Origin of the sequence: Streptococcus infantis (genome assembly GCF_047465035.1) — a bacterium.
In the GTDB taxonomy this organism is placed as follows: domain Bacteria; phylum Bacillota; class Bacilli; order Lactobacillales; family Streptococcaceae; genus Streptococcus; species Streptococcus infantis_T.
This window is the reverse complement of the sequence record NZ_JASHAQ010000006.1, coordinates 57,208-81,025: the sequence shown is the minus strand read 5'-3', so window position 1 is coordinate 81,025 and position 23,818 is coordinate 57,208. Positions and strand designations below refer to the sequence as shown.

The following is a 23,818-nucleotide window of genomic DNA, read 5'->3' as shown; positions in this document are numbered from 1 at the left end:
TCTTTCTAATTTGTTACTTCATGCCCTGCTGTTTTAATGGTTGAACCGTTCATGTGTTTGACACGCGCAGCAATTTCCTTGTGACGACCATTCACCATCGGACGCGCTTGCGGATTTCCAAGATAGCCACAGGTCCGTTTAACAACATCGACTGTTTTAGGGTCGCTATTGCCACAGTTAGGACATGCAAAACCTCTCTCAGTTGGATCAAAATCTCCTTCGAAATCACACTTGTAGCAACGATCAATCGGAGTATTAGTTCCTAGATAACCTACTCGATCATAAGCATAGTCCCAAACAGCTTCCAAGGCCTTTGGATTTTGTTGAAGAACTGGATACTCACAGTAGTGGATAAAGCCACCTGACGCACCCGCTTCTGGATAAACCTTCTCAAAGTCTAACTTTTCAAACGGTGTTGGATTTTTGCGGACATCATAATGGAAGGAATTTGTGTAGTACTCTTTATCCGTTATATCTGGAATAGAACCGAATTTCTCTGTGTCCAAACGACAGAAGCGGTCTGTTAAACTTTCAGATGGTGTCGAATAAATAGAGAAGTGATAGCCATATTGGTCTGACCACTCTTCTACTCGATGTTTCATATCTCGAATGATATCAAGGGTGAATTCTTTAGCTTCTGGATTGGTTTCCCAATTGTTGCCAAAGAATACTGTCGCTACTTCATAAAGTCCAATGTAGCCAAGCGAAACAGTAGCACGGCGATTCTTAAAGAGCTCGTCAACACTTTCTTCCTTACCAAGGCGACGTCCGAAGGCTCCATATTGATAAAGAATTGGTGCATTAGCTGGAGTGGCTTCCTTGGTTCTTTCCACACGATAAACTAGAGCATCTTCTGCGATATTCATACGTTCGTTGAAAATTTCCCAGAACTTGTTCAAGTCGCCTTCAGATTCAAGGGCAATACGAGGAAGATTGACTGTTACCACACCTAGGTTCATACGACCTGAATTGACTTCTACTCCATTTTCATCTTTCCATCCTTGAAGGAAAGAACGACATCCCATCGGAACTTTGAAAGAACCTGTTAGCTCGACAATCTTATCATAAGACAAGACATCTGGATACATGCGCTTAGTTGCACACTCAAGGGCCAACTGCTTGATATCGTAGTTAGGAGAGCCTTCCTCTAAGTTAAGACCTCTTTTAAGAGTAAAGATAAGTTTCGGGAAGATGGCTGTACGGTGTTCTGAACCAAGCCCCTTGATACGAATGTTTAAAATCGCCTTTTGAATTTCTCGTTCAAAACGATTGGTTCCTAGACCGAAACCAAGTGAAGTAAAAGGTGTTTGTCCATTTGATGTAAAGAGGGTATTGATTTCATACTCCAATGATTGCATAGCATCATAGATGTCTTTTTGGGTTTTCTTCCAAGCATATTCTTCGCGTTTATCAGGTAGGACCCATTCCTCAGCATCCTTGAGGTGTTTTTGGTAATTTTTTTCTGCATAAGGAGCCAAGACTTCATCAATACGGTCTGCTGAACAGCCTCCATACTGGCTTGATGCAACGTTAGCGATGATTTGCGATATCTGAGCAGTTGCAGTCTGAATAGACTTCGGACTCTCTACCTCAGCATTCCCAATCTTAAAACCATTTTCCAACATACCCTTGAAATCAATCAGACAGCAGTTGGTCATCGGGGTGTAAGGGCTATAGTCCAAATCGTGATAGTGGATATCCCCTTTTTGGTGGGCATTAGCCACATGCTTAGGAAGCATTTGAAGACCGATTGATTTCCCAACAATCCCCGCCGTCAAATCACGCTGGGTATTAAAAACATCACTATCTTTATTAGCATTCTCATTGACAACTGCCTGGTCTTTGTTGAGAAGTTTATGGATACTGAAGTTGATATCTGTTGCTTTTGAGCGCTCAAAATCCCTTTGAGTTCGGTAAGTGATATATTCCTCTGCCAAAGCATATTCTTTAGCTTCCAATAACTCATGTTCTACTATATTTTGGATTTCATAGATTTTTACACCTTGAGGAAAGCGACTATGAATCTCTTCTACAATACGTTCAACTAGAGTATTAAGACGCTTTTCTACCAAGGGGGTTACATCCATGACTTTTTCCGCAGCCTTGTGCAAGGCTTTGTCAATCTTATCTACATCAAAAATGACGCGTCTACCGTCACGCTTTTCGACGAATAAGGTTGGATCAGGGTTTGTTTTCTCTTCTAATACAATCATATCCAGGCTCTTTTCTTAAATTTTCTTTCTTAAAGTATTATATCACTATAAAAATAAAAATCAATATCTAGTAGCAAAATTCATATTTTCATAAAATTTACACTAGATATTGATTATTTTATTTTAATTTGTAAAGTTTAAAGTCTTTGAATTCACTTTGAACTGGTTGATAACTTTCTGCCAGAAGCTGTTCTACTTCTGTCCAGAGAGCTGTTTTGGTATTGACCACAATCACTTTAGGCTGATTATCACGTAAATCATTGACAAGTTTGCTACGATTTACATCAAGGCCAGTATATAATTTTGGTGATAGCAACTGACTAGCTGCTAAACGTTCACTAGTCTTATAACCATTAGTAAAATCATCCCATAGATAAATACGATCTGTTGCCTGCGTTTGTCCTTTAACCGTAGTTTCTATGCGAGTTCGTTCTTGATATTGTTCTGAGTGAAGGACATAACGGGCGACTAGAGGAGCCAAAAATAGGTAGGCCAAAGCTAAAATCGGCAAATAGACATTACCCTGAAGAAATATTGCCCATATTGAAGGAACTTCTCGATGTCTTCTACGGCGATTGGCTCCTTCTAATTCCCCAATTCGAATGTGAGTCAATAGAAGAATGGACAAGAAAGGAAGAAAAGTAACTAGACGACTACCGTGAATCGGCTCTGTAGAGAAAATTTCCAATCCTAGTAACAATAAGATAGCTACTGAAGCAAAAATAGATAAGACGTATTGCTTGCTTGGCTTAGACTGGAAAAGCCCTGTAAATACGAATCTTAATCCTCCAAGACCAATTGTTAACAATCCATAAAAAAGGAGGTTGTCCAGTAAGGACGGATTGGACATAAACTTCAAACTATCTACTGGATAGAGAATTTGACTAATAGCATTCCCGAAACTCCCACTATAAGCCGTATAGTAACCAATTGGATAAAAGAAAAGTGAGAACCCAAGACCAGCTGCAAAGAATTGATAGAACCCATGAACCAAGCGACCACGCCCAATATTAAAGGCTAACAAAGCAAAGGATAAGATCAGAGCATATAAAGTTGTGACTAGCGGGGCAAAGAAAAACGCTAGAGCCAGGCTAATCCCAATACGCACGAAACCTTTGTCATGATTATACTCTACCAAATACCTTGTTACTAAACTAAGAGCGTAAAACAGGAATGGAAGGGCCAAAATGGTGGCATAACCACCGCCAAAGCTAAGTCCTCCAGCAAGAAGATAAAAGATGGTCAACACTTGTTGCGACTGCTTGTTCTCCTCCGTCAAGGTATAAGTTGAACGGAAAAGAAAAATCCCAGCACCCACTAGAGCAAGCCAAGTAAAGGCTGCAAACAAAATACTACCCTTGCTTAGATACTGTAAAAAGTAATAGAGAAGACCACTCGTTCCAAAATAGTCTGTGTAGATATCTCCCCCCTGGTGCATCGCCCATCCCATATAAAAATCTTGTGCCTGCTCTGGGCTAGTTAGTCCTAGCAAGAAAGGAAGAACTACAGATACAAGTACAACTAGAGTGCTCCAGATTAGGATCTTAAATAATGGTAAGGGAGCAAATGAACTTGGTTCATCCTCGAAGCGCTCCTCTCTCCCAACTAAATCATCCTGAATTCCCGTCCAAGATGGAGTTGGTTCCTCTTCTAATCTGCCATATACGTTCATTCATTCTCTCCTATGTTTTAATTTGTTCTAGTATATCAAAAAGTCTAGAGCTTGTCAGCCTGTGGTAGCCATTTGTCTAACTTTTGACAGAGATTAGCGAAGCGCTCAATCTCATAAAAACGATGATAGGAAGCATTTTTATAGTGGTCTAAAAAATTTTTTTCTTCTACCGTCAGCATAATCATTCCTCCTTTTCTCTTTATTCGAAAATAGAGGACGATTCTATCAAAAAAAGCTGAATTCCCAAAAGAGAATTCAGCACTTTTTCTTTAGTCAGCCTTTTTTTCTAAATTTTTTGAAATACTTCGATTTTTACCTTCCAGATACACCATCAGAATGGAAATATCTGCTGGGTTAACCCCAGAAATACGGCTGGCTTGACCGATGGTTTCTGGATTAATGAGTTTGAACTTCTGGCGAGCCTCTGTCGCGATGGAGTCAATATCATCCCAGTCGATGTTGGCTGGAATACGTTTTTCTTCCATGCGTTTCATCTTGGCAACCTGATCCATGGCTTTTGAGATGTAGCCTTCGTACTTGATTTCTGTTTCAATCAATTCGATAATTTTGTCATCCAATTCTTCAGCAGCAGGTCCGATGAAGGCAACCACATCTTGGTAAGAGACTTCTGGACGACGGAGGAACTCCTTGGCAGTGACTGCATCAGTCAATGGTTTGAATCCCATCGCTTCGACCTTGGCATTGGTTTCCTTGACTGGCTTGAGTTTGATACTGTCTAGGCGTTTCATCTCATTGTCAAATTGATTTTTCTTGATCTCAAAGCGTGCCCAGCGTTCATCATCCACAAGACCAATCTCGCGTCCCATCTCTGTCAAACGCATATCGGCATTGTCATGACGGAGGATGAGACGGTATTCCGCACGACTGGTCAAGAGACGGTAGGGTTCAATGGTACCCTTTGTTACCAAGTCGTCAATCATCACTCCGATATAACCGTCACTGCGCTTCAAAATCAACTCAGGCTTGCCTTGGATTTTCAGAGCTGCATTGATACCCGCGATAATCCCTTGACCAGCAGCCTCTTCATATCCTGATGTACCATTTGTCTGACCAGCAGTAAAGAGACCTGAAATTTTCTTGGTTTCCAGAGTCGCACGTAATTGATGAGGCAAGACCATATCGTATTCAATAGCATAACCAGTACGCATCATCTCTGCATTTTCCAACCCTTTGATGGAATGTACCAAGTCACGTTGGACATCCTCAGGCAGACTGGTTGAAAGTCCTTGAACATAGACCTCCTCTGTATTGCGCCCTTCTGGCTCTAGGAAAAGTTGGTGGCGTTCCTTGTCCGCAAAACGCACAATCTTGTCCTCAATCGATGGACAGTAACGAGGCCCCACTCCCTTGACCACACCTGTAAACATAGGCGCACGGTGGAGGTTATTTTGGATAATCTCATGACTGGTACCATTGGTATAGGTCAACCAGCACGGTACTTGGTCTTTAACATAGTCCTCATCACGTGAAGTGTATGAGAAGTGATTAGGCGCTTCGTCTCCTGGCTGAATCTCTGTCACATCGTAGTTGATAGAGGAAGCCTTGACACGTGGAGGGGTTCCTGTCTTGAAACGACCAATTTCGAGGCCTAATTCCTTAAGGTTATCAGCAAGGTTAATCGAAGCTAGACTGTGGTTAGGTCCTGATGAGTACTTGAGGTCTCCGATGATGATTTCTCCACGGAGGGCAGTCCCTGTCGTCACGACAACAGCCTTAGCAGCATATTCTTGATGGGTCGCTGTACGAACACCGACAACCTTTCCATCTTCGACCAAAATCTCATCAATCATGGTTTGACGAAGGGTCAAATTTTCTTGATTTTCAACTGTCTTGCGCATTTCTTTAGAGTAAAGCTCCTTGTCAGCTTGCGCACGAAGGGCACGGACAGCTGGACCTTTCCCTGTGTTGAGCATCTTCATCTGGATGTAAGTCTTGTCAATGGTCTTGGCCATCTCGCCACCAAGTGCATCCACTTCACGAACGACAATCCCCTTGGCAGAACCACCGATAGAAGGGTTACAAGGCATGAAAGCCAGCATTTCGATGTTGATGGTCGCAAGCAAAACCTTGCAACCCATACGGCTTGCAGCTAGGGATGCTTCCACCCCGGCATGCCCAGCACCAATTACAATAATATCGTATTCTTCTGTAAAATTATAAGTCATTTCTTAACCTTTCAAAAATTTCTCGCAAATAGGGAACTAACTTCTCCTCCTCTAGAGCTTGATCCATAGTAACCCATTTAAAGTGCGTATGCTCTTCAGGATCTAATCTGATAATTGGCTTCTCCCCAACCCACTCTGCTTTATAAACTAAGCGAGTAAAGACAATATCCTTTGAGGTATCCAGTTGACTATCTTCGTGAAGAAGTTTGAGCGAACTGCTGTCTAGCCTAATTCCCGCTTCTTCAATACATTCTCTAAGAGCTCCATCTCGCGGAAGTTCACCCTTTTCAACCCCGCCACCAGGAATATCCCAGTAAGTCGGATAAACGTTGGGTTGTCCTCTTTTAATTTCCGAACGCTGAATGAGTAAATAATCACCACCACTATGAACAAGTACATGGGCAATAAGCTTAACCATCATTTTCTCTCCTATTCGTTAAGATGGATGTGTCGTAATTGTCCGTCCCAATCTGGTAGGGCTGTCTTTAAAAAGGCTGGAACCAGCTGAATATCCTCAAACTTGTCCAAGTCAATCCACTCACAGGGTTGCGTTTTCTCATCTTCCTGCATGGTCAACGGGGCATCTTCAAGCAAATCCACTAGATAATGAAACTCGATATTGTGATAATAGACACCGTCTTGTTCAAAACGATTTTCAACTACAAAAGCTAGTTGCCCAGCTTGAGCTTTGACACCCAGTTCTTCCTTCACTTCACGGACTACCGCATCTTCCGTTCTCTCATTGACTTGAATCGCACCACCAATAGTGTAATACTTGCCCTTGTCTTTGGTAACTAGAAGCTTGTGATTTTGGACAATCAAGGCTGTCGCCCGAACACCGAAGACCGTGTCCCCCACTTTGGTCCGAAAGTCTTGTTGAGTCATTTTTATCCTTTCTCTTAAACGACACAAAAACAGTCAAAACTCGTAAGAAGTGCAGGACAAAAAGCCTGCAACATCCATGAGCTTTGACCATCATTTCTATTGCTTTTATTATTGTAGCAAATTGAGAAAATTTGTCAATCTAAATGTACTGACAAACCTGTCCATCTCGATAAGCATTGTCAATCAAACCACCACCTAGACACTCTTCGCCATCGTAAAAGACAACTGCCTGTCCTGGTGTGATCGCGCGTTGCGGTTCCGCAAAGATGACCTCTGCCTTGTCTCCTTTGACATGTACTGTCACCTTAGAATCAGGCTGACGGTAGCGGAATTTAGCCGTACATTCGAGCGTAAATTCCTCTGGCATATCACGAGTAAAATGAACTTGACTCGCCTCTAGGCTGGTTGACATGAGCGAATCATGGTAGAAACCTTGTCCGACATAGAGGATATTCTTGCTTAGATCTTTTCCGACAACGAACCAAGGGGCATTGTCACCACCGTGTTGGCCACCGATACCGAGTCCGCCACGCTGACCAATCGTATAATACATAAGGCCTGCATGCTCGCCCATATCGCGACCATCCACAGTCATCATGCGACCAGGCTGAGCTGGTAGGTAGTTGCTGAGGAAGTTTTTAAAGTTCTTTTCTCCGATAAAGCAAATCCCTGTCGAATCTTTCTTCTTAGCAGTCGCAAGTCCTGCTTCTTCCGCTATTTTTCGTACTTCAGGTTTTTCCAAATGTCCCAGTGGGAACATGGTTTTTTGAAGTTGTTCTTGCGAAAGTTGGCTGAGGAAATAGGTCTGGTCTTTCCCATTATCCACGCCACGAAGCATGTGAACGATGCCATCCTCATCACGCGCTACTCGGGCATAATGCCCAGTCGCTACATAGTCTGCCCCTAAAGTCATGGCATAGTCCAAAAAAGCCTTGAACTTGATTTCCTTGTTACACATAACATCTGGATTTGGCGTGCGTCCCGCACGGTATTCCGCTAGGAAATACTCAAAAACGCGGTCCCAGTACTCTTTTTCAAAATTGACAGAGTAGTAGGGAATGCCGATCTGGTCTGCCACCGCAGCCACATCCTTGTAGTCTTCGGTCGCCGTACAGACGCCGTTTTCATCTGTGTCATCCCAGTTCTTCATGAAGATACCGATCACATCGTAGCCCTGCTCCTTGAGCAAGAGAGCCGTCACCGACGAATCAACACCACCACTCATCCCCACGACAACACGTGTTTTAGAGTTATCACTCATAGTAGTTCTCCCATCTATTCGTTTATTCATACCCTTCAAAATTCTATTTATTATGACTTTCAATAGAATTTCTTTGAGTATAGTCTTTTCGTTTGCTTTTAGGACTAGGCAACGAGTCGCAGGCATAACTTGAGTTCGCTCAATCAGTCTGGGAGACTGATTGAGGTTATAAATCAGACAAGCTCAGCTTGCATCTCATTTCGAGTTAACGACGTAATAAAAGATAAACGAAATGACTAGTTCACGATTGAAGGTCGTGTTTGCTTAACGATTGAAGGTCGTTTGAGCAGTTTTCATTATAACATGCTTGGTTGGAGAAGACAAGAAAGAGGCTGATAATCTACCAACCTCTGGTTTTAAATACATTTCAAGTCCAAACTATTCTTTATAGAAAAAAGTCCTATAAATTCGAGCAATAGTTAAAATACAAACAAATATAATTCCCAAAATAGATAATACTGTTTTCACAAAACTCATTTCAGAACCTATAACATATATATGAAAAAGAGGGGCTAGTCCTACACGTAGAGACAATAGATAACTAATAAATCTTATCTCACCAATTCCTGCAAAAAAATGTTTCATTTTAAATATTCCAATTTTACCTTTCATCTTTATAATCCACAAGCAAATCTATTGACTTCTCTTTTTTTGAAAAATCTTAACAATAAATTTACTCCACTTAAAGCCACTAAAATTTCAACCGTCATAATTTCTCCAAGAGAAAAATGCAAACTGACAAAGTTCCTGCTAAAATACTATCCTCCCAGCAAATAGAGAGTCAGCAAAAATAAAACAACCGAAATTGGCAGAAAAGCAGCACGATTTGTTTTACAAAAAATGGCATAACAAAGACTACCTATCGAAAACGTCATAATAACTTCAATAGTTATCTTTAGAGCAGGGTAATATATATTTTTAATAAAAAGAATTAAAAGGATAAACAATACCAATGAACAAAGAACGGATTTGATATAAAATTTTAAATGAATCATAATTTATTTTTTAGATTCTACCTACTATAGATAAAATCACCTTTCTTATTTTCTTCTCATGATATTCACTTTAATTTCTATGAATATAAATATGGTAAATTACAAATCAGAGTTCCAACTAAAAGAAATTGATGAAATAAGCAAATCTTACAGCAAATTAAATTTATCCAGAAGCTCTCATGTAATGATTTTAAATCCTAATGAATCTAATCAATGCAGATTTTATTTTGACAGTAGTTCTATAACAACTCTAAATAACACTGGGGTTGCTAGAATCAACATAACCCCTGCCACAAAGACAATGATTACCCGAAATAGATCTTTATTTTTACGCATTGAAACAACCTCCAATCTATTATTTTCTAGCTACATGATACCTCTTATTTACTTTCTATATTCTTATGATACAATATATTTAATAGAATTCTATTTACTGTTAACTTTTTTCACGAAAAGGAGGAAATCATGCGCTATGATTTCGGGAAAGTATATAAAGACATACGTGAGTCAAAAGGATTGACCCAAGAAGAGGTCTGTGGAAATGGCCTTTCAAGAACCAGCCTTTCCAAGTTTGAAAGTGGCAAGGCAACTCCCAAATATGAAAACATGGAGTTTCTTCTCCGTCAAATCAATATGAGTTTTGAAGAGTTTGAATACATCTGCCATCTCTATAGACCGAGCCAGCGAACAGAAATCATGCAAACCTATCTCAATACAAGTTCCATCTTTGGTACCAGTAGTCTAGTCAATTTATTTGAAACATGCCAAGACTATCTTAAGATTCATCACGATATCCCTATAGAGGAAATCAGAGATATGCTGGAAATTGTCATTTATATCCGTCAACATGGAACAGGACAGCTTTCAATCCAAGTGAAACAAACGGTCAAAAAGCTTTGGGAAAAAATTGAAAAACAAGATACATGGTATGAAAGTGACCTAAAAATCCTCAATACCATCCTTTTCAGCTTTCCCATTGAACACCTCCATCTGATCACTGAACAAATCTTGCAGCGCTTGGAAGAATATAAAAACTATCGACATTTATATGAATTACGAATGGCAATCCTACTCAATCTGTCCACCATTTACTTGTACAATCAAGATAAAAATACCTGTCAACAAATCTGCTACACCTTACTAGAGGATGCTAAGAAAAAGAGAAGATACGATATTTTAGCTATCGCCTATGTTCGAATAGGTATTTGTACTAGTAATGATCATCTTATTCAAAAGGGCTTCTCCCTTCTGGAGTTAACTGATGAAACCTCAATGCTATCTCACCTCAAAAAGGAAGTAGAGACCTGTTATCAAGCAAAGGAAATATAAAAAAAGTCGAGGAAATCCCTCGACTTTTGCATCTTATTCTGCTAGTTAGTTCTTAGTACCAACCGTTGTTAAGCCAGAAGTTCTTAGCAGCTGCCCATGAACCGTAACGTCCTGCAACGTAAGCATCTGCTACACGTTCTTGGTTTTCAGCTGAGTAGTCACCGTTCAAGTATGAATCTGTCAATTGGTAACGTCCGATGTAACGTCCGTTTGTAGCTGTGTAGCTACCACCTGATTCTTTTTGAGCGATCCATTCTTTAGCTTCTGCTTCAGATCCGCTTACAGTTGAAGTTGATGCTGAAGTTGATGCTGTAGTAACAGTTTCTTCTGCTACAGTTACGCTTGCTGCTGGCGCTTCATAAGTTGTTGTTTCAGTAGCTGCAGGTGCTGCTACTGGAGCTTCTGCTGTCGCAGCTGAAGTTGCTGGTGCTTCACCATCAATAACCAATACTTGGTCTACATAGATCAAATGAATATCTTTAATCTTATTTTTTTCTGCCAATTTTTCAACAGTTGTATTGTATTTTTCAGCGATTCCTGATAGAGTGTCACCTGATTTTACTGTGTAAGTTGTTGTTTCTTGTGCAAAAGTAAGTGATGGTGCAAGGAAAGCAAGCGCTGCTGCTACTCCTACAAGTCCTGTTTTAATTTTGTTAGTTGTTGATTTCATATTAAAAGATTCTCCTTCTTTCTTATATTTCCATCATACCCTACTATTATTACTGTTTCTTGACGGTTTTATGTAGAAATGTTACAAGACTATGTTTTATTTCACTTAAATAGCCTCTTTTTGTTACAAAAGGCTTGATTTTAGAGGCTTTATGGGGATTTTAGATATTTTATCATGGAATTGAGCGCTTGCATCTAATCTTTGATATAATAGAGGTAAGAATCTTTTGAAGGGGAAACAGATGCAATCACTTCGTTTTCAATCTGTCTTTGATATTATTGGGCCAGTCATGATCGGACCATCTAGTAGTCATACAGCAGGAGCTGTTCGAATCGGGAAAATCGTCTCATCTATCTTTGACGATACTCCTACCGAGGTCGAATTCCAACTTTTTAACTCTTTTGCAAAAACCTATCGTGGACACGGGACAGACCTTGCCCTTGTAGCTGGAATCTTAGGAATGGATACAGATGATCCAGAAATCCCTAACAGTTTAGAAATCGCCCACAAGCGTGGCATCAAAATCGTCTGGACTATCCAAAAAGATAGCAACGCACCTCATCCAAACACTACGAAAATCACTGTTAAGAATGAGCACAAGACCATCAGTGTAACAGGAATTTCAATCGGGGGTGGTAATATCCAAGTGACAGAGCTCAATGGTTTTGCGGTATCCCTCAACATGAACACTCCTACCATCATCATCGTTCATCAAGATGTTCCAGGTATGATTGCTCACGTAACAGAGGCCCTCTCTCGCTTTGACATCAATATCGCTCAGATGAATGTAACCCGAGAAAAGGCTGGCGAGAAAGCCATTATGATTATCGAAGTTGATAGTCGCAACTGTGATGAATCTATCGAAGAAATTCGTAAAATTCCTCATCTGCACAATGTCAATTTCTTTCAATAGGAGAAAATATGTTTTACTCTATCAAAGAATTAGTCAAACAAGCCGAACTTGGTTTTCAAGGCAATGTAGCTGAACTCATGATTAAGACCGAGTTTGAGCTAACCAGTCGTGAACGCGAAGAAGTCATCCTTCTCATGGAGCGCAACCTTGAAGTCATGAAAGCTTCCGTTGAACTTGGACTCAATGAGAATAAATCTCGTAGCGGTTTGACAGGTGGTGACGCTGCCAAGCTCGACCACTACATCAAAAAAGGAAAGACCCTATCAGACTTCACTGTCTTGTCTGCAGCCCGTAATGCTATCGCCGTTAATGAACACAATGCCAAGATGGGACTGGTCTGTGCAACACCTACTGCTGGTAGTGCAGGCTGCCTTCCAGCCGTTCTCACTGCTGCTATCCAAAAGTTGGATTTAACTCATGAACAACAACTAGACTTCTTATTCGCTGCAGGTGCTTTTGGACTCGTGATTGCTAACAACGCTTCTATCTCGGGAGCCGAAGGTGGCTGCCAGGCCGAAGTCGGTTCAGCTTCAGCCATGAGTGCCGCTGCCCTAACTCTAGCTGCAGGCGGAACGCCTTATCAAGCGAGCCAGGCTATCGCCTTCGTTATCAAAAACATGCTCGGTCTCATTTGCGACCCCGTTGCAGGTTTGGTTGAAGTTCCTTGCATCAAGCGGAATGCCATGGGAGCCAGCTTTGCCTTCATCGCAGCCGACATGGCTTTAGCTGGTATCGAATCGAAAATTCCAGTTGATGAGGTCATTGACGCCATGTATCAAGTAGGATCTAGCTTACCAACTGCCTTTCGTGAAACTGCTGAAGGGGGGCTCGCTGCCACACCTACAGGTCGTCGCCTTCAAAAAGAAATCTTCGGCGAATAATTTCATCATTATGAGGAGAATCAATGTCATCTATATCTGCTATCTTTTTTGACTTAGATGGAACGCTAGTTGATAGTTCTATCGGTATCCATAATGGTTTCACCTATACCTTTGACCAACTTGGAGTTTCTAGTCCTGGTGCCAAAACCATTCGAGGTTTTATGGGACCCCCACTAGAAACCAGCTTTGCTAGTTGTTTACCAGCTGAGCAAATAGAGAAAGCCATCCAGCTCTATCGTTCTTATTATAAGGAAAAGGGTGTGTACGAAGCCCAACTCTTTCCACATATCAAAGATTTACTTGTAGAACTAGCTGAGCATTATCCTCTTTATATCACTACTACGAAGAATACACCAACCGCAGTTGACATGACAAGCAATTTTGGGATTGACCACTTCTTTGATGGCATTTATGGTTCAAGCCCTCAAGCCCTACACAAGGCAGATGTTATTCGTCAGGCTCTGGAAACTCATCATCTAACTCCCGAAACAGTCGTTATTGTCGGAGATACCAAGTTTGATATGATTGGTGCCCAAGAAACTGGCATTAAAAAACTAGCGGTAACCTGGGGATTCGGTGAGGAGAAAGACCTCATGGACTATCATCCTGACTGGATTGCTCACCACCCAACAGACATTTTACAGCATCTACAATTAAAACGTTAAACAAAAGACTCCCAGCCTAAAAGTTAGGTTTGGGAGCTTTTTGTCTGATTTTAATGAGGAGAATGACATTCCCCGTACTCGTCCAATTATTCAAAAGGGGAAACTTCTTCGCTTTCAACTTCTTTAGATCTATTGATTGTTACTATTTCTACTTCTTTACTTGGCATAGCTAGCAGAACTAATAGAGCAATACCACCCATTGGAACAAAGTAAAGGAAGATGAAAGCCCAGTGAAGGCCTGCATCTCTTAGCCGACGAACTTTTACAGCAAGACTTGGTGTAAAGAATACTATACCTAAAATCATATAAATACTTATGATTGCTACTCCTAAAATAGGATCTGTTTCTCGGGAATCCTTCAATGCCATTTGAAAATAGAATATATAAAGGGGTAGGAACAAAATACTATTCATCAGCCAAACCCACCAAAACTCTGAACGTGTTGAACGGCCTGTAAAATCTGCATAGCCTTTAAAGAAATTTTTATATGCCTGAATCATAAGTTACTCCTAATTGTTTAGTTGTATATTTTAGTCTATCAGATACTGCTAGAAATCACAAATATTTACAAAATAAAACACTCCTCAATCCACAAATGGATATGGGAGTGTTAGTGATTTACCTACTAGTAGGAAGAATGCTAGTCAGCTAAATAGATGGTAAAGTTTGACTATCCTATTTGTTGTCTGGTTCTTCGAAAGGTGAAACTTCCACAACTTCTTCAACTTCTTCAGCTTTATTAAGGATTACTACCTCTACTTCCTTGCTTGGCATAGCTAACAAGACTAGTAAAGCAATTCCTCCAACCATTGGGATAAAGCCAACGAAAATGAGTGCCCAATGGAAACCAGCGTCACGGAGACGACGAACTGTCAACGCAAGCCAAGGCAAGAAAAGTGCCAGACCAAAAATCATGTAAATAATAGCAAGGCCACCCAAGGCAAGAAAAGCACCCTCGCTTCCTTCGCTAAATATAACATTAAAGTATGCTGAGTAGAGAGGGATAAGAAGTAGTATGTTTGTTAACCAAACCCACCAAAACTCTGAACGTGTTGAACGGCCTGTAAAATCTACATAACCTTTAAAGAAATTCTTATAAGCGTTAATCATAAGTTACTCCTAATTTTTTATTTACTATATCTATTCAATAACAAGTTTGTTCAAAAAACTCTGAAAGTCTCTCCAAATCTAGAAAAAAGATACTATCCCTTCCCTCCTGTCAAAAAGAATTCTAGGGATAATACCTTACTTTTATTATGAATCAGCGTGAGTTGTTTCATTGGCAAAACCGATAATGGCTTGCTTCAACTCTGAACCTTGCAAGGCACGGAATTCTTCAATCTTTTGATTGATGACTTCAAGTGGCATGACATTAACCTTACCAACAAAAATCTTATCCATGACTTGATTATCAACTAATTCAGTAGATACCAACAACTCCTCATAGAGTTTCTCACCTGGACGGATTCCCACTTCTACAATTGGAATTTCATTTTCAGTACGCCCACTGAGAAGAACCATTTTCTTGGCCAAATCATAAATCTTAACTGGTTTGCCCATATCAAGGATAAAAACTTCTCCATCTTTAGCATAAGCTCCTGCATGGATCACCAAACGGCTAGCTTCTGGAATGGTCATAAAGTAACGAGTCATACGGAAGTCTGTCACAGTCACTGGACCACCCTCTGCAATCTGACGCTCAAATACTGGAATCACACTACCACGGCTACCGAGAACATTCCCAAAACGAACCGCACAATAGGTAGACTGGCTACGTTGGTTAAATCCTGTAACAATCAACTCTGCCACACGTTTGGTAGCTCCCATTACGTTTGGTGGATTAACAGCCTTATCTGTCGAAATCATGACCATCTTCGGTACCTTAGCGGCATCAACTACCTTGGCAACATTGTAAGTTCCGAGGATATTATTCTTAAAGGCTTCTTTTGGATTACGTTCCATCATTGGCACGTGCTTATGGGCAGCAGCGTGGTAAACAATGGCTGGTTGGTACTGCTCAAATACTTGAAGCAAGCGATCGTAGTCTTGGATGTCTGCAATCACAGGAACATAGTCAATTCCTTGGAAGCTACGAATCAATTCATGATAGATCAGATAAATGGAGTTTTCCCCATGACCCAAGAGAACCACGCGCTCTGGATTAAAGCGACTAACCTGACGGCAAATCTCAGACCCGATAGAACCTCCTGCACCTGTTACTAAGATGGTTTTTCCAGTAATTTCTGAGCCTAGGCGTGACTCATCTAGTTGAATTTCTTTACGTCCCAAAAGGTCCGTAATATCGATTTTTTGGAAACCACCTACCTGAGGATGCAATCCTTGTACAACCGACTCAATCTTGGGCATCTTATAACACTTCAAGCCAAGTTGGTTACACATTTTTAGGATACGCTCATACTCGGATGGATCAAGAGAAGGAATCGCAACGATAACTTTTTCAATCTGATGACGTTTTGAGAGTTCTGGTAACTGTTCATAAGATCCTAAGACTGGGATTCCTCCTAGTTTTTGACCTTTTTTCTTTTCATCATTGTCCAAAATACCCACTAACTCAAGATCACTCGTAGGATGCTGGTAGCTGTTCATAAAGAGAGCTCCACCGTCTCCCGCACCAATCAAGAAGGTACGACGATGTTCCCCTTCTCCATCACTCTTTTTACGTCTAGAATAGATCAACTGCCAAGTGATACGAGGGAAGAGAATCAAGAAGGTTGTCAACAAGATAAAGAGGACAATAAAGCGCACAGAGAAAAGTGGCAAGAAGGCATAACAAAGAAGATAAGACAAGACACTGCTGACACTTACTCCGATGAATATCTTCATAAAGTCTGTGATTTTGCTATAGCGACTAATACTAGCATTGAGACCCCAGAATCCAATCATGATTTGATAGAAAAGGAAGGTCAAGCTTGTATAGATGACATAGTCCACAGGAGCTGGATTGATCAATCCATAAAACAAGATATAAGAAACAATGATTGAGGAAATCATGCTGGCAGCATCAAAAATCCCCCAAAAGACTTGTTTTTGTTGTTTATTTAACACTTCAACCAGATCAATTACATAATCTGTCATTTTTTTATTCATGTGAATGGTATCCTCCTACACAGAGAAAATGTTTAATTAAGCACGCTTAAGAAATTTTAATTTAAATACTGAATTTCGTATTTATAACCTTTTCTCCATTTAAAACCTTTGATTAATCCAACTATTGTACCTATACCGTAGGCAAAATGAATAGAAAACAACATAAAAGGCATTAACAGTAATACTTCATTTTTATGTTTCAATAAAGCAAGTATCGTCAAAGATATTACAAGTAAACTATATACTGCTAACAGAAGCACTAAAAACAATGGAGAAAAAGGTAGTAACATAGCACTTACAAAAATGCTTAACACAAACGCAAAGGGAACATAATGAAAAATAGATAGACATTTTGGTTTAACATGAGTTGTCAATCCAATCCATAGCCCGTTTGAATACTTTTGGTGGAGCATCTTTTTAAATGTTGGTCGAATATATTGATAAGATAAAACGTTGGGACTAAATCTTATCTTATATCCGTGATTTCTGATACGATAATGAAGTTCATTGTCTTCTGTTCTTCCGAGTTGTTCATCGACTAAACCAGCTTGCTCAAAAACTTCTCGACGGTACATGCCATGAAAAATTGAAGACACATATCTGTCTTGAGAGCTGTTTCGATAATCTGCGATGCTGCTTCCAAACATATTTTCTTCAACGATATGTAAAGCTTGTGACCATTTACCCTCACCTTCCACAAGTGTTGGTCTAGGCCCCCCACAGATATATTCCCCCTGATTGATGATTTCAACATTATTCTTCACAAAATCCTCTGTGACTTTGGAATGCGCATCAATCTTCAAAATAAGGTCTCCATTAGAGTTCTTAATCCCTAAATTAAAACCACTTGCTTGATTCTTTTTAGGATTATCATACAATCTAATTGATCTAAATTCGGTATCCTCAGAGATAAATCGCTGAATAATATCGGTTGTCTTATCCGTAGACATTGCATTAATAAATAAAATTTCAATATTTTCTTTATTGTATGTCTGTCTTTTTAAGTCTTCAATTAAGCCTGGTAAGTACTTCTCTTCATTATAAGCACTAATCACAATAGAGACGATTAAATTATCGATTTGTTGAATCACTTACAGTCTCCTAAATATTTTCTTTCACTATTTTATCACAATTTTTCAGACTTTCCTATTTTTATTTGAATCCCAGAAAAAAACTAGTAAATCTCTCCTTCTTTTTACCCATGATTTCGCTCAACTAAGGAGCGGAGTTTCTCACACCATCTTGACATCTATGGGAAAAAGCCTTAAAATAAGCTGTTATCAAAATCAGTTTATTGAGGTGCACATGAACAAACGATCACTCTTTTTTATTCTAGGAATTATCTTAATCGGAGCGGTCTTAAGAGCTCCTTTTACGGCCTTACCGACTATTTTAGGAGATATTGCCCAAGGTTTAGGCGTGGAAGTTAGTTCACTTGGTGTTTTGACCAGTCTCCCTCTCTTGATGTTTGCCCTCTTCTCCTCTTTTGCGACTCGTTTGGCTCAAAAAATTGGACTCGAGCACCTTTTCACCTATAGTCTTATCGTCTTGACTGTGGGTTCAGTGATTCGTATCTTCAATCTCCCCCTTCTCTATCTGGGAACCTTACTCATCGGAGCAAGTATCGCTATTTTTAACGTACTTCTTCCTAGCCTGATTCAGGCAAACTACCCACAAAAGATTAGCTTCCTGACAACGGTTTATGTGACGACTATGGGAATCGCGACAGCACTAGCCTCTTATCTATCTGTCCCCATTACTCAGGCAACATCTTGGAAGGGCTTGATTCTCTGCCTATCCTTGGTCTGCCTACTAACCTTATTTGTCTGGTTCCCCAACCATGGCCACAATCATTTCCTAGAAAGGCATGAAGAGAAAAAAGAAAAAGAGAATATCCTAAAAAGCAAGCAAGTTTGGGCTATTATTGTCTTCGGTGGACTACAGTCCTTACTCTTCTATACCAGTATGACCTGGTTACCAACCATGGCCATCAGTGCAGGGCTAGCTCATACGGACGCTGGTCTTCTGGCTTCTATCTTTTCACTGATTAGTATCCCCTTCTCGATGACCATTCCAAGTCTCACAACTCGTTTGTCCAATCGTCACCGTCAAATCATGTTAACAGTCATCTCTCTGGCTGGTATGGTAGGAATTGCCATGCTTTTATACCCAAGCAATAGTTTCCTTTACTGGTTAGTAGCCCATCTCTTGATTGGTACTGCTTGTAGCGCTCTTTTCCCTTACCTCATGGTTTGTTTCTCCATCAAAACCAGCTCTCCTGAAAAGACAGCCCAATTATCTGGGTTTGCCCAGACTGGTGGTTACATTCTAGCCGCCTTTGGACCAACTCTCTTTGGTTACAGTTTTAACATGTTCCAGTCTTGTGTTCCAGCGGTACTGATTCTTCTAGTAATTGATATCATCATGACAATCGCCCTCTTTATGGTGGATCGAGCGGATAAAATCCTCTAAAAAATTTTAGAATTTCTACAATAAACTCACTTTTCAAGCTAGACATCTGTCTGGCTTTTTTCTTTTAAAAAGGTTTGAAAGGCCTCCTCACAAGACTTTCGTTAAGCTAAAACATGCTATAATATACCTAGGAAGATTTATCGTTTAAATTTGATAAAGAAGACCATGATGGAAACAACTATACAATTTATCTCTCAAAGAAGTCGAAACTCTCTCAATTGAAGGGGATTGTTTTGCCCCTAAAAACATCCATGTAGATTCCTCTAACTTTTTAAATGATATACCATAGTTACGCTATTTCAACTTTTTTACTGGTATCCTAAAAAGTAAGGACGCAACTTCAATCATTAATCTGATAAGGCTAGAATATCTAACAATCAAACCTTCCAAGGAGGTTAGCCTTTTGCATCATAAAATCCTTCAATTCCCAAAATTGAAGGATGGCTCAGTCATTGAGAAACCAGAAATCTATCTAAAATAAAATCTTAAAGAACTTTACTTGTTTTAACTCAATTACAAACAAGTATTTGTTTAAAAGTCTAAAAAGACTATTGAAAATGTAGTAACATTTAAGGAGAAATTTATATGCTAGCAAAAGCAGGGGACGTCTATTGTGTTTACAATTTCCATCTAAAAAAATACATAGCTTGTCAGATAACCAAGATCGAAGAGGGGGAGAAAAAGCCTCAGGCTGTCCTGTTGTCATTAGACTGGTCAGGAGATCAACCTATTAAAGAAGAAGAGCTAGCTTCTTTGAAGCCACTCTATATAGATTTTATGTACTGGGAAAGAAACTTACATCTGTGTAATGTTGATATTCATGTACCGTCAAATTATATTTTTATTGGGAATACAAGACCATTAACAACCGAAAGCACAAACACATATGCTATGTTTTGGGGGAATGGTTACGATATTTATAGGCAACTGAAATGGCAAGAAATACCAAAAGAAAAAAGAGATTTATTTAAGAAAGCAGATAAAAGCAAGGAAAAGGTTTCATTTGCAGGAAATGAGTATCGTATTTCTAAACACAATATCAATGACGAGTGGACGCCTTTTGAAGACGCATTAGAATTAAAGGTCTTCCCTTGTTTATCTAAGTTAGAATTAACTAAATGGCACAAAAATATATATGAATATTTGCAATCGACTCCTTTTATTACAGAACTAGTTCTTGAAAAGCATGGACAAACAAAACTGGATTTTTCTAAGACATCCATACACCGACTTTCCATTGATTTGACAGGTGTAGAGGAACTTAGATTGAATGATGATTTGGAGGAGCTACTCTTATTAGGAGACATGAGCGACAATTGTCAGATACTTGTAAAGGATCATGGAGCCAGCTTACGATTACAACTTGATCGTTCTCTGCCTAAGGTGCTGGGATTAAAGGATTTGGGAGCCATCCATTGTTCTAACATCCTTGAAATAGACTTTGCACAAATCTTGAATAACTATCCAAATCTTAGGGAATTGAGATTGTGGGGGAAACCTGGTAATATTCTTAATTTCCATAAATTATCAGAGTTAAAAGAGTTAATCAATTTTTCAACCGTTGATTTGTTTGGCTTTACTGCAGAGGATATCCCAAAACCAGAAGATTTACCTCAATTAAGCATGTTTTGGATGAGTAGCTTACCAGAAGATGCCGCTAAAGTAGCCAAAAAATATTATAAAAAACAACAGGACAAGGGACTGAATCTTTGGATAACAAAACCGAGGAAAGCTGAATGGCTAGCCCAAAACCTAGATAATCCATTTCGCTCATGGGATGGACAAGAAAATATTTCAACCGCAAATGCAAAAAAAGCAGCCTCTCTATATAGAAAGACTAGAGCAAGCCTTATAAAGCTTCTAGAAAACCCCAATGAGAACACTATGACAAACGTAGAAGTTCTCATAAGAGAATATACTCAAGGTTTCAATAAAATGGACAAACGTAACTGTTTTATTGAAACAATCGAGAGAGAGGATATCTATAGTGCCCTAGTTGAGATCTTAGATTTACTACCTGAAGATTTAGGAATGGACAAAGAAAAATTTATAGAAATCTTTGATGAGCTAAAGGATTTTTAAATGAGAAGCCTTTCTAGTTCATTCCTGAAACGGAGATTATCATGACTAACTTTATACAGACTATCACAGTAGAAAATCGGCAGGTCGACAAAGAAAATTACTTTACAATTGGCTACTCTCCTGAGATAGAAAAATCTTTACTGTGTGTTTATATTTCTTGGATTGCTGGTTACGAACGCTATTACGAGTTAGATGACGGAGATTTGGCTCTCTTTGAAAGGAAACGAGAAGAATTTCTCAAAAAATATGAAAAAGAAATCAAGGCTTATCGGACTGAAAGATTGATTGGTTCTGGGGCTCTGAGGGATTACAATTTCAGATCTTTGCCTGAGAATATCCTAGAAAACTTGGATAGCTATCCTCCATTTAACGGATATGTCTATCAAAACGGCACCCTCTGTGCCAAAATCAAGATTGAAGACAAGTATTTTTATCTTCCGCCCATTTATGATGAGGATTGCAGATAGGTATTGCCTCAAAGTAATGCAAAACAGCCTCCAATCTTCTAGTTTTTACTAGGAGATTTTTTATATATAAAAATTTTACACATATTGCTTGACAGGGCTTACAAATAGATGTATGATGTATGTGTAGAATAATTATATATAAAATTTTTACATACTAAAAAAGGAGGTGCCCCATGTATTTTCCAACATCATCGGCCTTGATTGAATTTCTCATCTTGGCCATCCTAGAACAAGGGGATTCCTATGGTTATGAGATTAGCCAAACCATTAAACTCATTGCCAAAATAAAGGAATCCACCCTCTACCCCATCTTGAAAAAACTGGATACCAACCGCTATCTGACTACATACTCTCGCGAATACCAAGGTCGGATGCGGAAGTACTACTCCTTGACAGAAATCGGAGAGGAGCAACTCTTTGTCCTTCGAGAAGAATGGACACTCTATACTGACACTATCAACGGCATCATAGAAGGGAGCATTCGCCATGACAAGAACTGAATATTTGAATCAGCTTGAAGCCTATCTGATGAAGCTTCCTCAATCTGATCGCATTGAAGCCATGGATTACTTCAAAGAACTCTTTGATGATGCGGGTCCAGAAGGTGAGGAGGAGCTTATCGCTAGCTTGGGAAGTCCAAAAGAAGCTGCCCATGATGTCCTGACTACACTTCTTGATAAGAAAATCAACGAAGAAAATTCCAGCAAGAACGACCGCCATATTTTACGCATCGCTCTACTAGCCCTTCTTGCAGCTCCTATCGGAATTCCGGTCGGAATTGGTCTTCTCATGGCTATCATCGGGATTTTTATCGCTGCTGTCAGCGTACTTATAGCCTTCTTTGCTGTATCAGCAGCTGGAATGGTTCTCGGAGCTATTCTCCTATTTGAAAGCTTCTACGTCCTGGCTGAATCTACATCTGCTTTTATTCTGATTTTTGGTGGAGGTTTACTAGCTATCGGAGCTTCATCCCTAGTCTTGCTAGCAACTTCCTATGTGACCCGTTTCTTTGGATTACTAGTCCTTCGACTTATCCAATGGATTCTTAATAGAGGAAAGAGAGGTGAAAGACATGCGTAAATGGACAAAAGGATTTCTTATCTTTGGTGTTGTTACCAGTATCATTGGTTTTTCCATGATGATCATCGGCATCCAAACAGACGGAGTCAGAAGCCTCCTTGCAATGTCTCAAAATCCAGTATTTGAAAGTCGAATGGAAGAACTCGTTTTTGATCAAGATATTGAAAATCTAAACATCTCACTAACAGAACATTCGCTTGTCATTACGGAGTCAAGCGATGATAAGATTCACATCCAGTACCATCCAACCATCTCTGAAAAAGAAAATCTTCAACACTCTATCAAAGAGAAAAGTCTTGAAATAACTGACACCAAGTCAACTACACGTCGCTCTATAGGTTCTAGTATCGAGGGTATTCTCTATATCGCAAGCGGAATTTCTAGTCGCAATGATGAAGTTGTTCTCTCATTACCAAGAGGAAAAGACTTAAAAAATCTAACTGCCCAGGTAAACCATCGTATCCTTTCAATTGCTAATGCAAAACTCAGCAATGCCAAGATTCTGTCAAATGGCTATCTTCTTCGTATCACTGATAGCGAGATTAAAAATAGCCAACTAACCACAGTTGGAATTGTCAATGTATTTGAAACCAGTCTAACAGATAGCCGCATCCAAGCAGATCATGAACATATCAAGGCAGACGATATCCAAGTGCACGGTAGAGTGGAATTCGAGGCAAGAAAAGATATCTCACTCGAGTTATCCCAAAAGGAACTTGAGCGAATCAATGTTGAGTTTTCTGCTGAACATGGTGATATCTATCGTTGGCATCGAGACAGACGTGACATACCTACGGGAGGCAGTAAAGGTGAAGCATTAGCGAACCCTTACAAAACAGAAAAAAAAGATACGCAAGATCTCCTCGTCGCAAAATCGAATCAAAGTATCTATTTCCCCTAATAAGATCGCTTGCTTTCTTATAGAAATCATGAATAAAG

At 39.7% G+C, this 23,818-nt stretch carries 23 protein-coding genes; 10 read left to right on the top strand and 13 right to left on the bottom strand.

The genetic code is table 11. The features are described from left to right. Nucleotides 1–5 precede the first annotated feature (5 nt). From nrdD to QM406_RS04035, 8 genes are all read right to left on the bottom strand, one after another. Nucleotides 6–2,213 (bottom strand): anaerobic ribonucleoside-triphosphate reductase, encoded by a 2,208-nt coding sequence (gene nrdD / locus QM406_RS04070; RefSeq protein WP_414273497.1) that lies wholly within the window; start codon nt 2,211–2,213, stop codon nt 6–8. Between the two features lie 118 nt (nt 2,214–2,331). After that, nucleotides 2,332–3,885, bottom strand: coding sequence for a damage-inducible protein CinA (locus QM406_RS04065; RefSeq protein WP_414273496.1), 1,554 nt, complete (start codon nt 3,883–3,885; stop codon nt 2,332–2,334). A gap of 44 nt (nt 3,886–3,929) precedes the next feature. Next, nucleotides 3,930–4,064, bottom strand: coding sequence for a hypothetical protein (locus QM406_RS04060; RefSeq protein ID WP_414273495.1), 135 nt, complete (start codon nt 4,062–4,064; stop codon nt 3,930–3,932). Between the two features lie 90 nt (nt 4,065–4,154). Then, a complete protein-coding gene (mnmG, locus tag QM406_RS04055; RefSeq protein WP_414273494.1) occupies nt 4,155–6,071 on the bottom strand; it encodes a tRNA uridine-5-carboxymethylaminomethyl(34) synthesis enzyme MnmG in 1,917 nt (638 codons plus the stop codon). Further along, on the bottom strand, nt 6,061–6,492 hold the full coding sequence (locus tag QM406_RS04050; RefSeq protein ID WP_153224683.1) for an NUDIX hydrolase: 432 nt from the start codon (nt 6,490–6,492) through the stop codon (nt 6,061–6,063). The genes mnmG and QM406_RS04050 overlap by 11 nt, the downstream gene beginning before the upstream one ends. An 8-nt stretch (nt 6,493–6,500) precedes the next feature. Beyond that, nucleotides 6,501–6,956: an NUDIX hydrolase gene (locus tag QM406_RS04045; protein WP_414273493.1), complete on the bottom strand. Its 456-nt coding sequence runs from the start codon at nt 6,954–6,956 to the stop codon at nt 6,501–6,503. A 139-nt stretch (nt 6,957–7,095) separates the two neighbouring features. Further along, complete coding sequence (gene mnmA / locus QM406_RS04040) at nt 7,096–8,217, bottom strand: tRNA 2-thiouridine(34) synthase MnmA (protein WP_414273510.1); 1,122 nt, start codon at nt 8,215–8,217, stop codon at nt 7,096–7,098. Between the two features lie 378 nt (nt 8,218–8,595). Continuing rightward, nucleotides 8,596–8,802: a hypothetical protein gene (locus QM406_RS04035; protein ID WP_414273509.1), complete on the bottom strand. Its 207-nt coding sequence runs from the start codon at nt 8,800–8,802 to the stop codon at nt 8,596–8,598. A gap of 875 nt (nt 8,803–9,677) precedes the next feature. Between QM406_RS04035 and QM406_RS04030 the strand changes: the two genes are divergently transcribed. Further along, entirely contained in the window at nt 9,678–10,541 is an 864-nt protein-coding gene (locus QM406_RS04030; protein WP_414273492.1) for a helix-turn-helix domain-containing protein, read from the top strand. A gap of 52 nt (nt 10,542–10,593) precedes the next feature. Here the strand turns inward: QM406_RS04030 and QM406_RS04025 are convergent, their stop codons facing one another. After that, complete coding sequence (locus tag QM406_RS04025) at nt 10,594–11,211, bottom strand: LysM peptidoglycan-binding domain-containing protein (protein WP_414273491.1); 618 nt, start codon at nt 11,209–11,211, stop codon at nt 10,594–10,596. Nucleotides 11,212–11,452: 241 nt separating this feature from the next. Between QM406_RS04025 and sdaAB the strand changes: the two genes are divergently transcribed. From sdaAB to QM406_RS04010, 3 genes are read left to right on the top strand one after another with little or no spacing between them, the layout of a single operon-like run. After that, nucleotides 11,453–12,124: an L-serine ammonia-lyase, iron-sulfur-dependent subunit beta gene (gene sdaAB, locus QM406_RS04020; protein ID WP_001191178.1), complete on the top strand. Its 672-nt coding sequence runs from the start codon at nt 11,453–11,455 to the stop codon at nt 12,122–12,124. An 8-nt stretch (nt 12,125–12,132) separates the two neighbouring features. Further along, on the top strand, nt 12,133–13,005 hold the full coding sequence (sdaAA, locus tag QM406_RS04015; protein ID WP_414273490.1) for an L-serine ammonia-lyase, iron-sulfur-dependent, subunit alpha: 873 nt from the start codon (nt 12,133–12,135) through the stop codon (nt 13,003–13,005). 23 nt (nt 13,006–13,028) lie between these two features. Further along, the gene (locus QM406_RS04010; protein WP_414273489.1) at nt 13,029–13,670 is read left to right on the top strand and encodes an HAD hydrolase-like protein; all 642 of its coding nucleotides are present in this window, start codon (nt 13,029–13,031) and stop codon (nt 13,668–13,670) included. An 86-nt stretch (nt 13,671–13,756) separates the two neighbouring features. On the opposite strand, the gene QM406_RS04005 is transcribed toward QM406_RS04010, so the two are convergent. From QM406_RS04005 to QM406_RS03990, 4 genes are all read right to left on the bottom strand, one after another. After that, a complete protein-coding gene (locus tag QM406_RS04005) occupies nt 13,757–14,170 on the bottom strand; it encodes a DUF805 domain-containing protein (RefSeq protein WP_414273488.1) in 414 nt (137 codons plus the stop codon). 175 nt (nt 14,171–14,345) lie between these two features. Further along, nucleotides 14,346–14,780, bottom strand: a complete 435-nt coding sequence (locus QM406_RS04000) for a DUF805 domain-containing protein (RefSeq protein WP_414273487.1) — start codon at nt 14,778–14,780, stop codon at nt 14,346–14,348. A gap of 144 nt (nt 14,781–14,924) precedes the next feature. Next, nucleotides 14,925–16,778, bottom strand: a complete 1,854-nt coding sequence (locus QM406_RS03995; RefSeq protein ID WP_414273486.1) for a polysaccharide biosynthesis protein — start codon at nt 16,776–16,778, stop codon at nt 14,925–14,927. 56 nt (nt 16,779–16,834) lie between these two features. Then, nucleotides 16,835–17,869, bottom strand: coding sequence for a glycosyltransferase family 2 protein (locus tag QM406_RS03990; protein ID WP_311522866.1), 1,035 nt, complete (start codon nt 17,867–17,869; stop codon nt 16,835–16,837). Between the two features lie 214 nt (nt 17,870–18,083). Between QM406_RS03990 and QM406_RS03985 the strand changes: the two genes are divergently transcribed. The 6 genes from QM406_RS03985 to QM406_RS03960 all read left to right on the top strand — a co-directional run bounded on the left by QM406_RS03985 (nt 18,084) and on the right by QM406_RS03960 (nt 23,780). Continuing rightward, nucleotides 18,084–19,250, top strand: coding sequence for a CynX/NimT family MFS transporter (locus tag QM406_RS03985; protein WP_414273485.1), 1,167 nt, complete (start codon nt 18,084–18,086; stop codon nt 19,248–19,250). Between the two features lie 585 nt (nt 19,251–19,835). After that, nucleotides 19,836–21,332: a gliding motility protein gene (locus QM406_RS03980; RefSeq protein ID WP_311522870.1), complete on the top strand. Its 1,497-nt coding sequence runs from the start codon at nt 19,836–19,838 to the stop codon at nt 21,330–21,332. 41 nt (nt 21,333–21,373) lie between these two features. Further along, nucleotides 21,374–21,799, top strand: coding sequence for a hypothetical protein (locus QM406_RS03975; RefSeq protein WP_311522872.1), 426 nt, complete (start codon nt 21,374–21,376; stop codon nt 21,797–21,799). A 173-nt stretch (nt 21,800–21,972) separates the two neighbouring features. Further along, the gene (locus QM406_RS03970; RefSeq protein ID WP_000273853.1) at nt 21,973–22,299 is read left to right on the top strand and encodes a PadR family transcriptional regulator; all 327 of its coding nucleotides are present in this window, start codon (nt 21,973–21,975) and stop codon (nt 22,297–22,299) included. After that, entirely contained in the window at nt 22,286–22,879 is a 594-nt protein-coding gene (locus QM406_RS03965) for a DUF1700 domain-containing protein (protein ID WP_049509999.1), read from the top strand. Before QM406_RS03970 ends, QM406_RS03965 begins: the two co-directional genes overlap by 14 nt. Beyond that, nucleotides 22,872–23,780, top strand: coding sequence for a DUF4097 family beta strand repeat-containing protein (locus QM406_RS03960; RefSeq protein WP_060956328.1), 909 nt, complete (start codon nt 22,872–22,874; stop codon nt 23,778–23,780). The genes QM406_RS03965 and QM406_RS03960 overlap by 8 nt, the downstream gene beginning before the upstream one ends. The last annotated feature ends 38 nt before the right edge of the window (nt 23,781–23,818 follow it).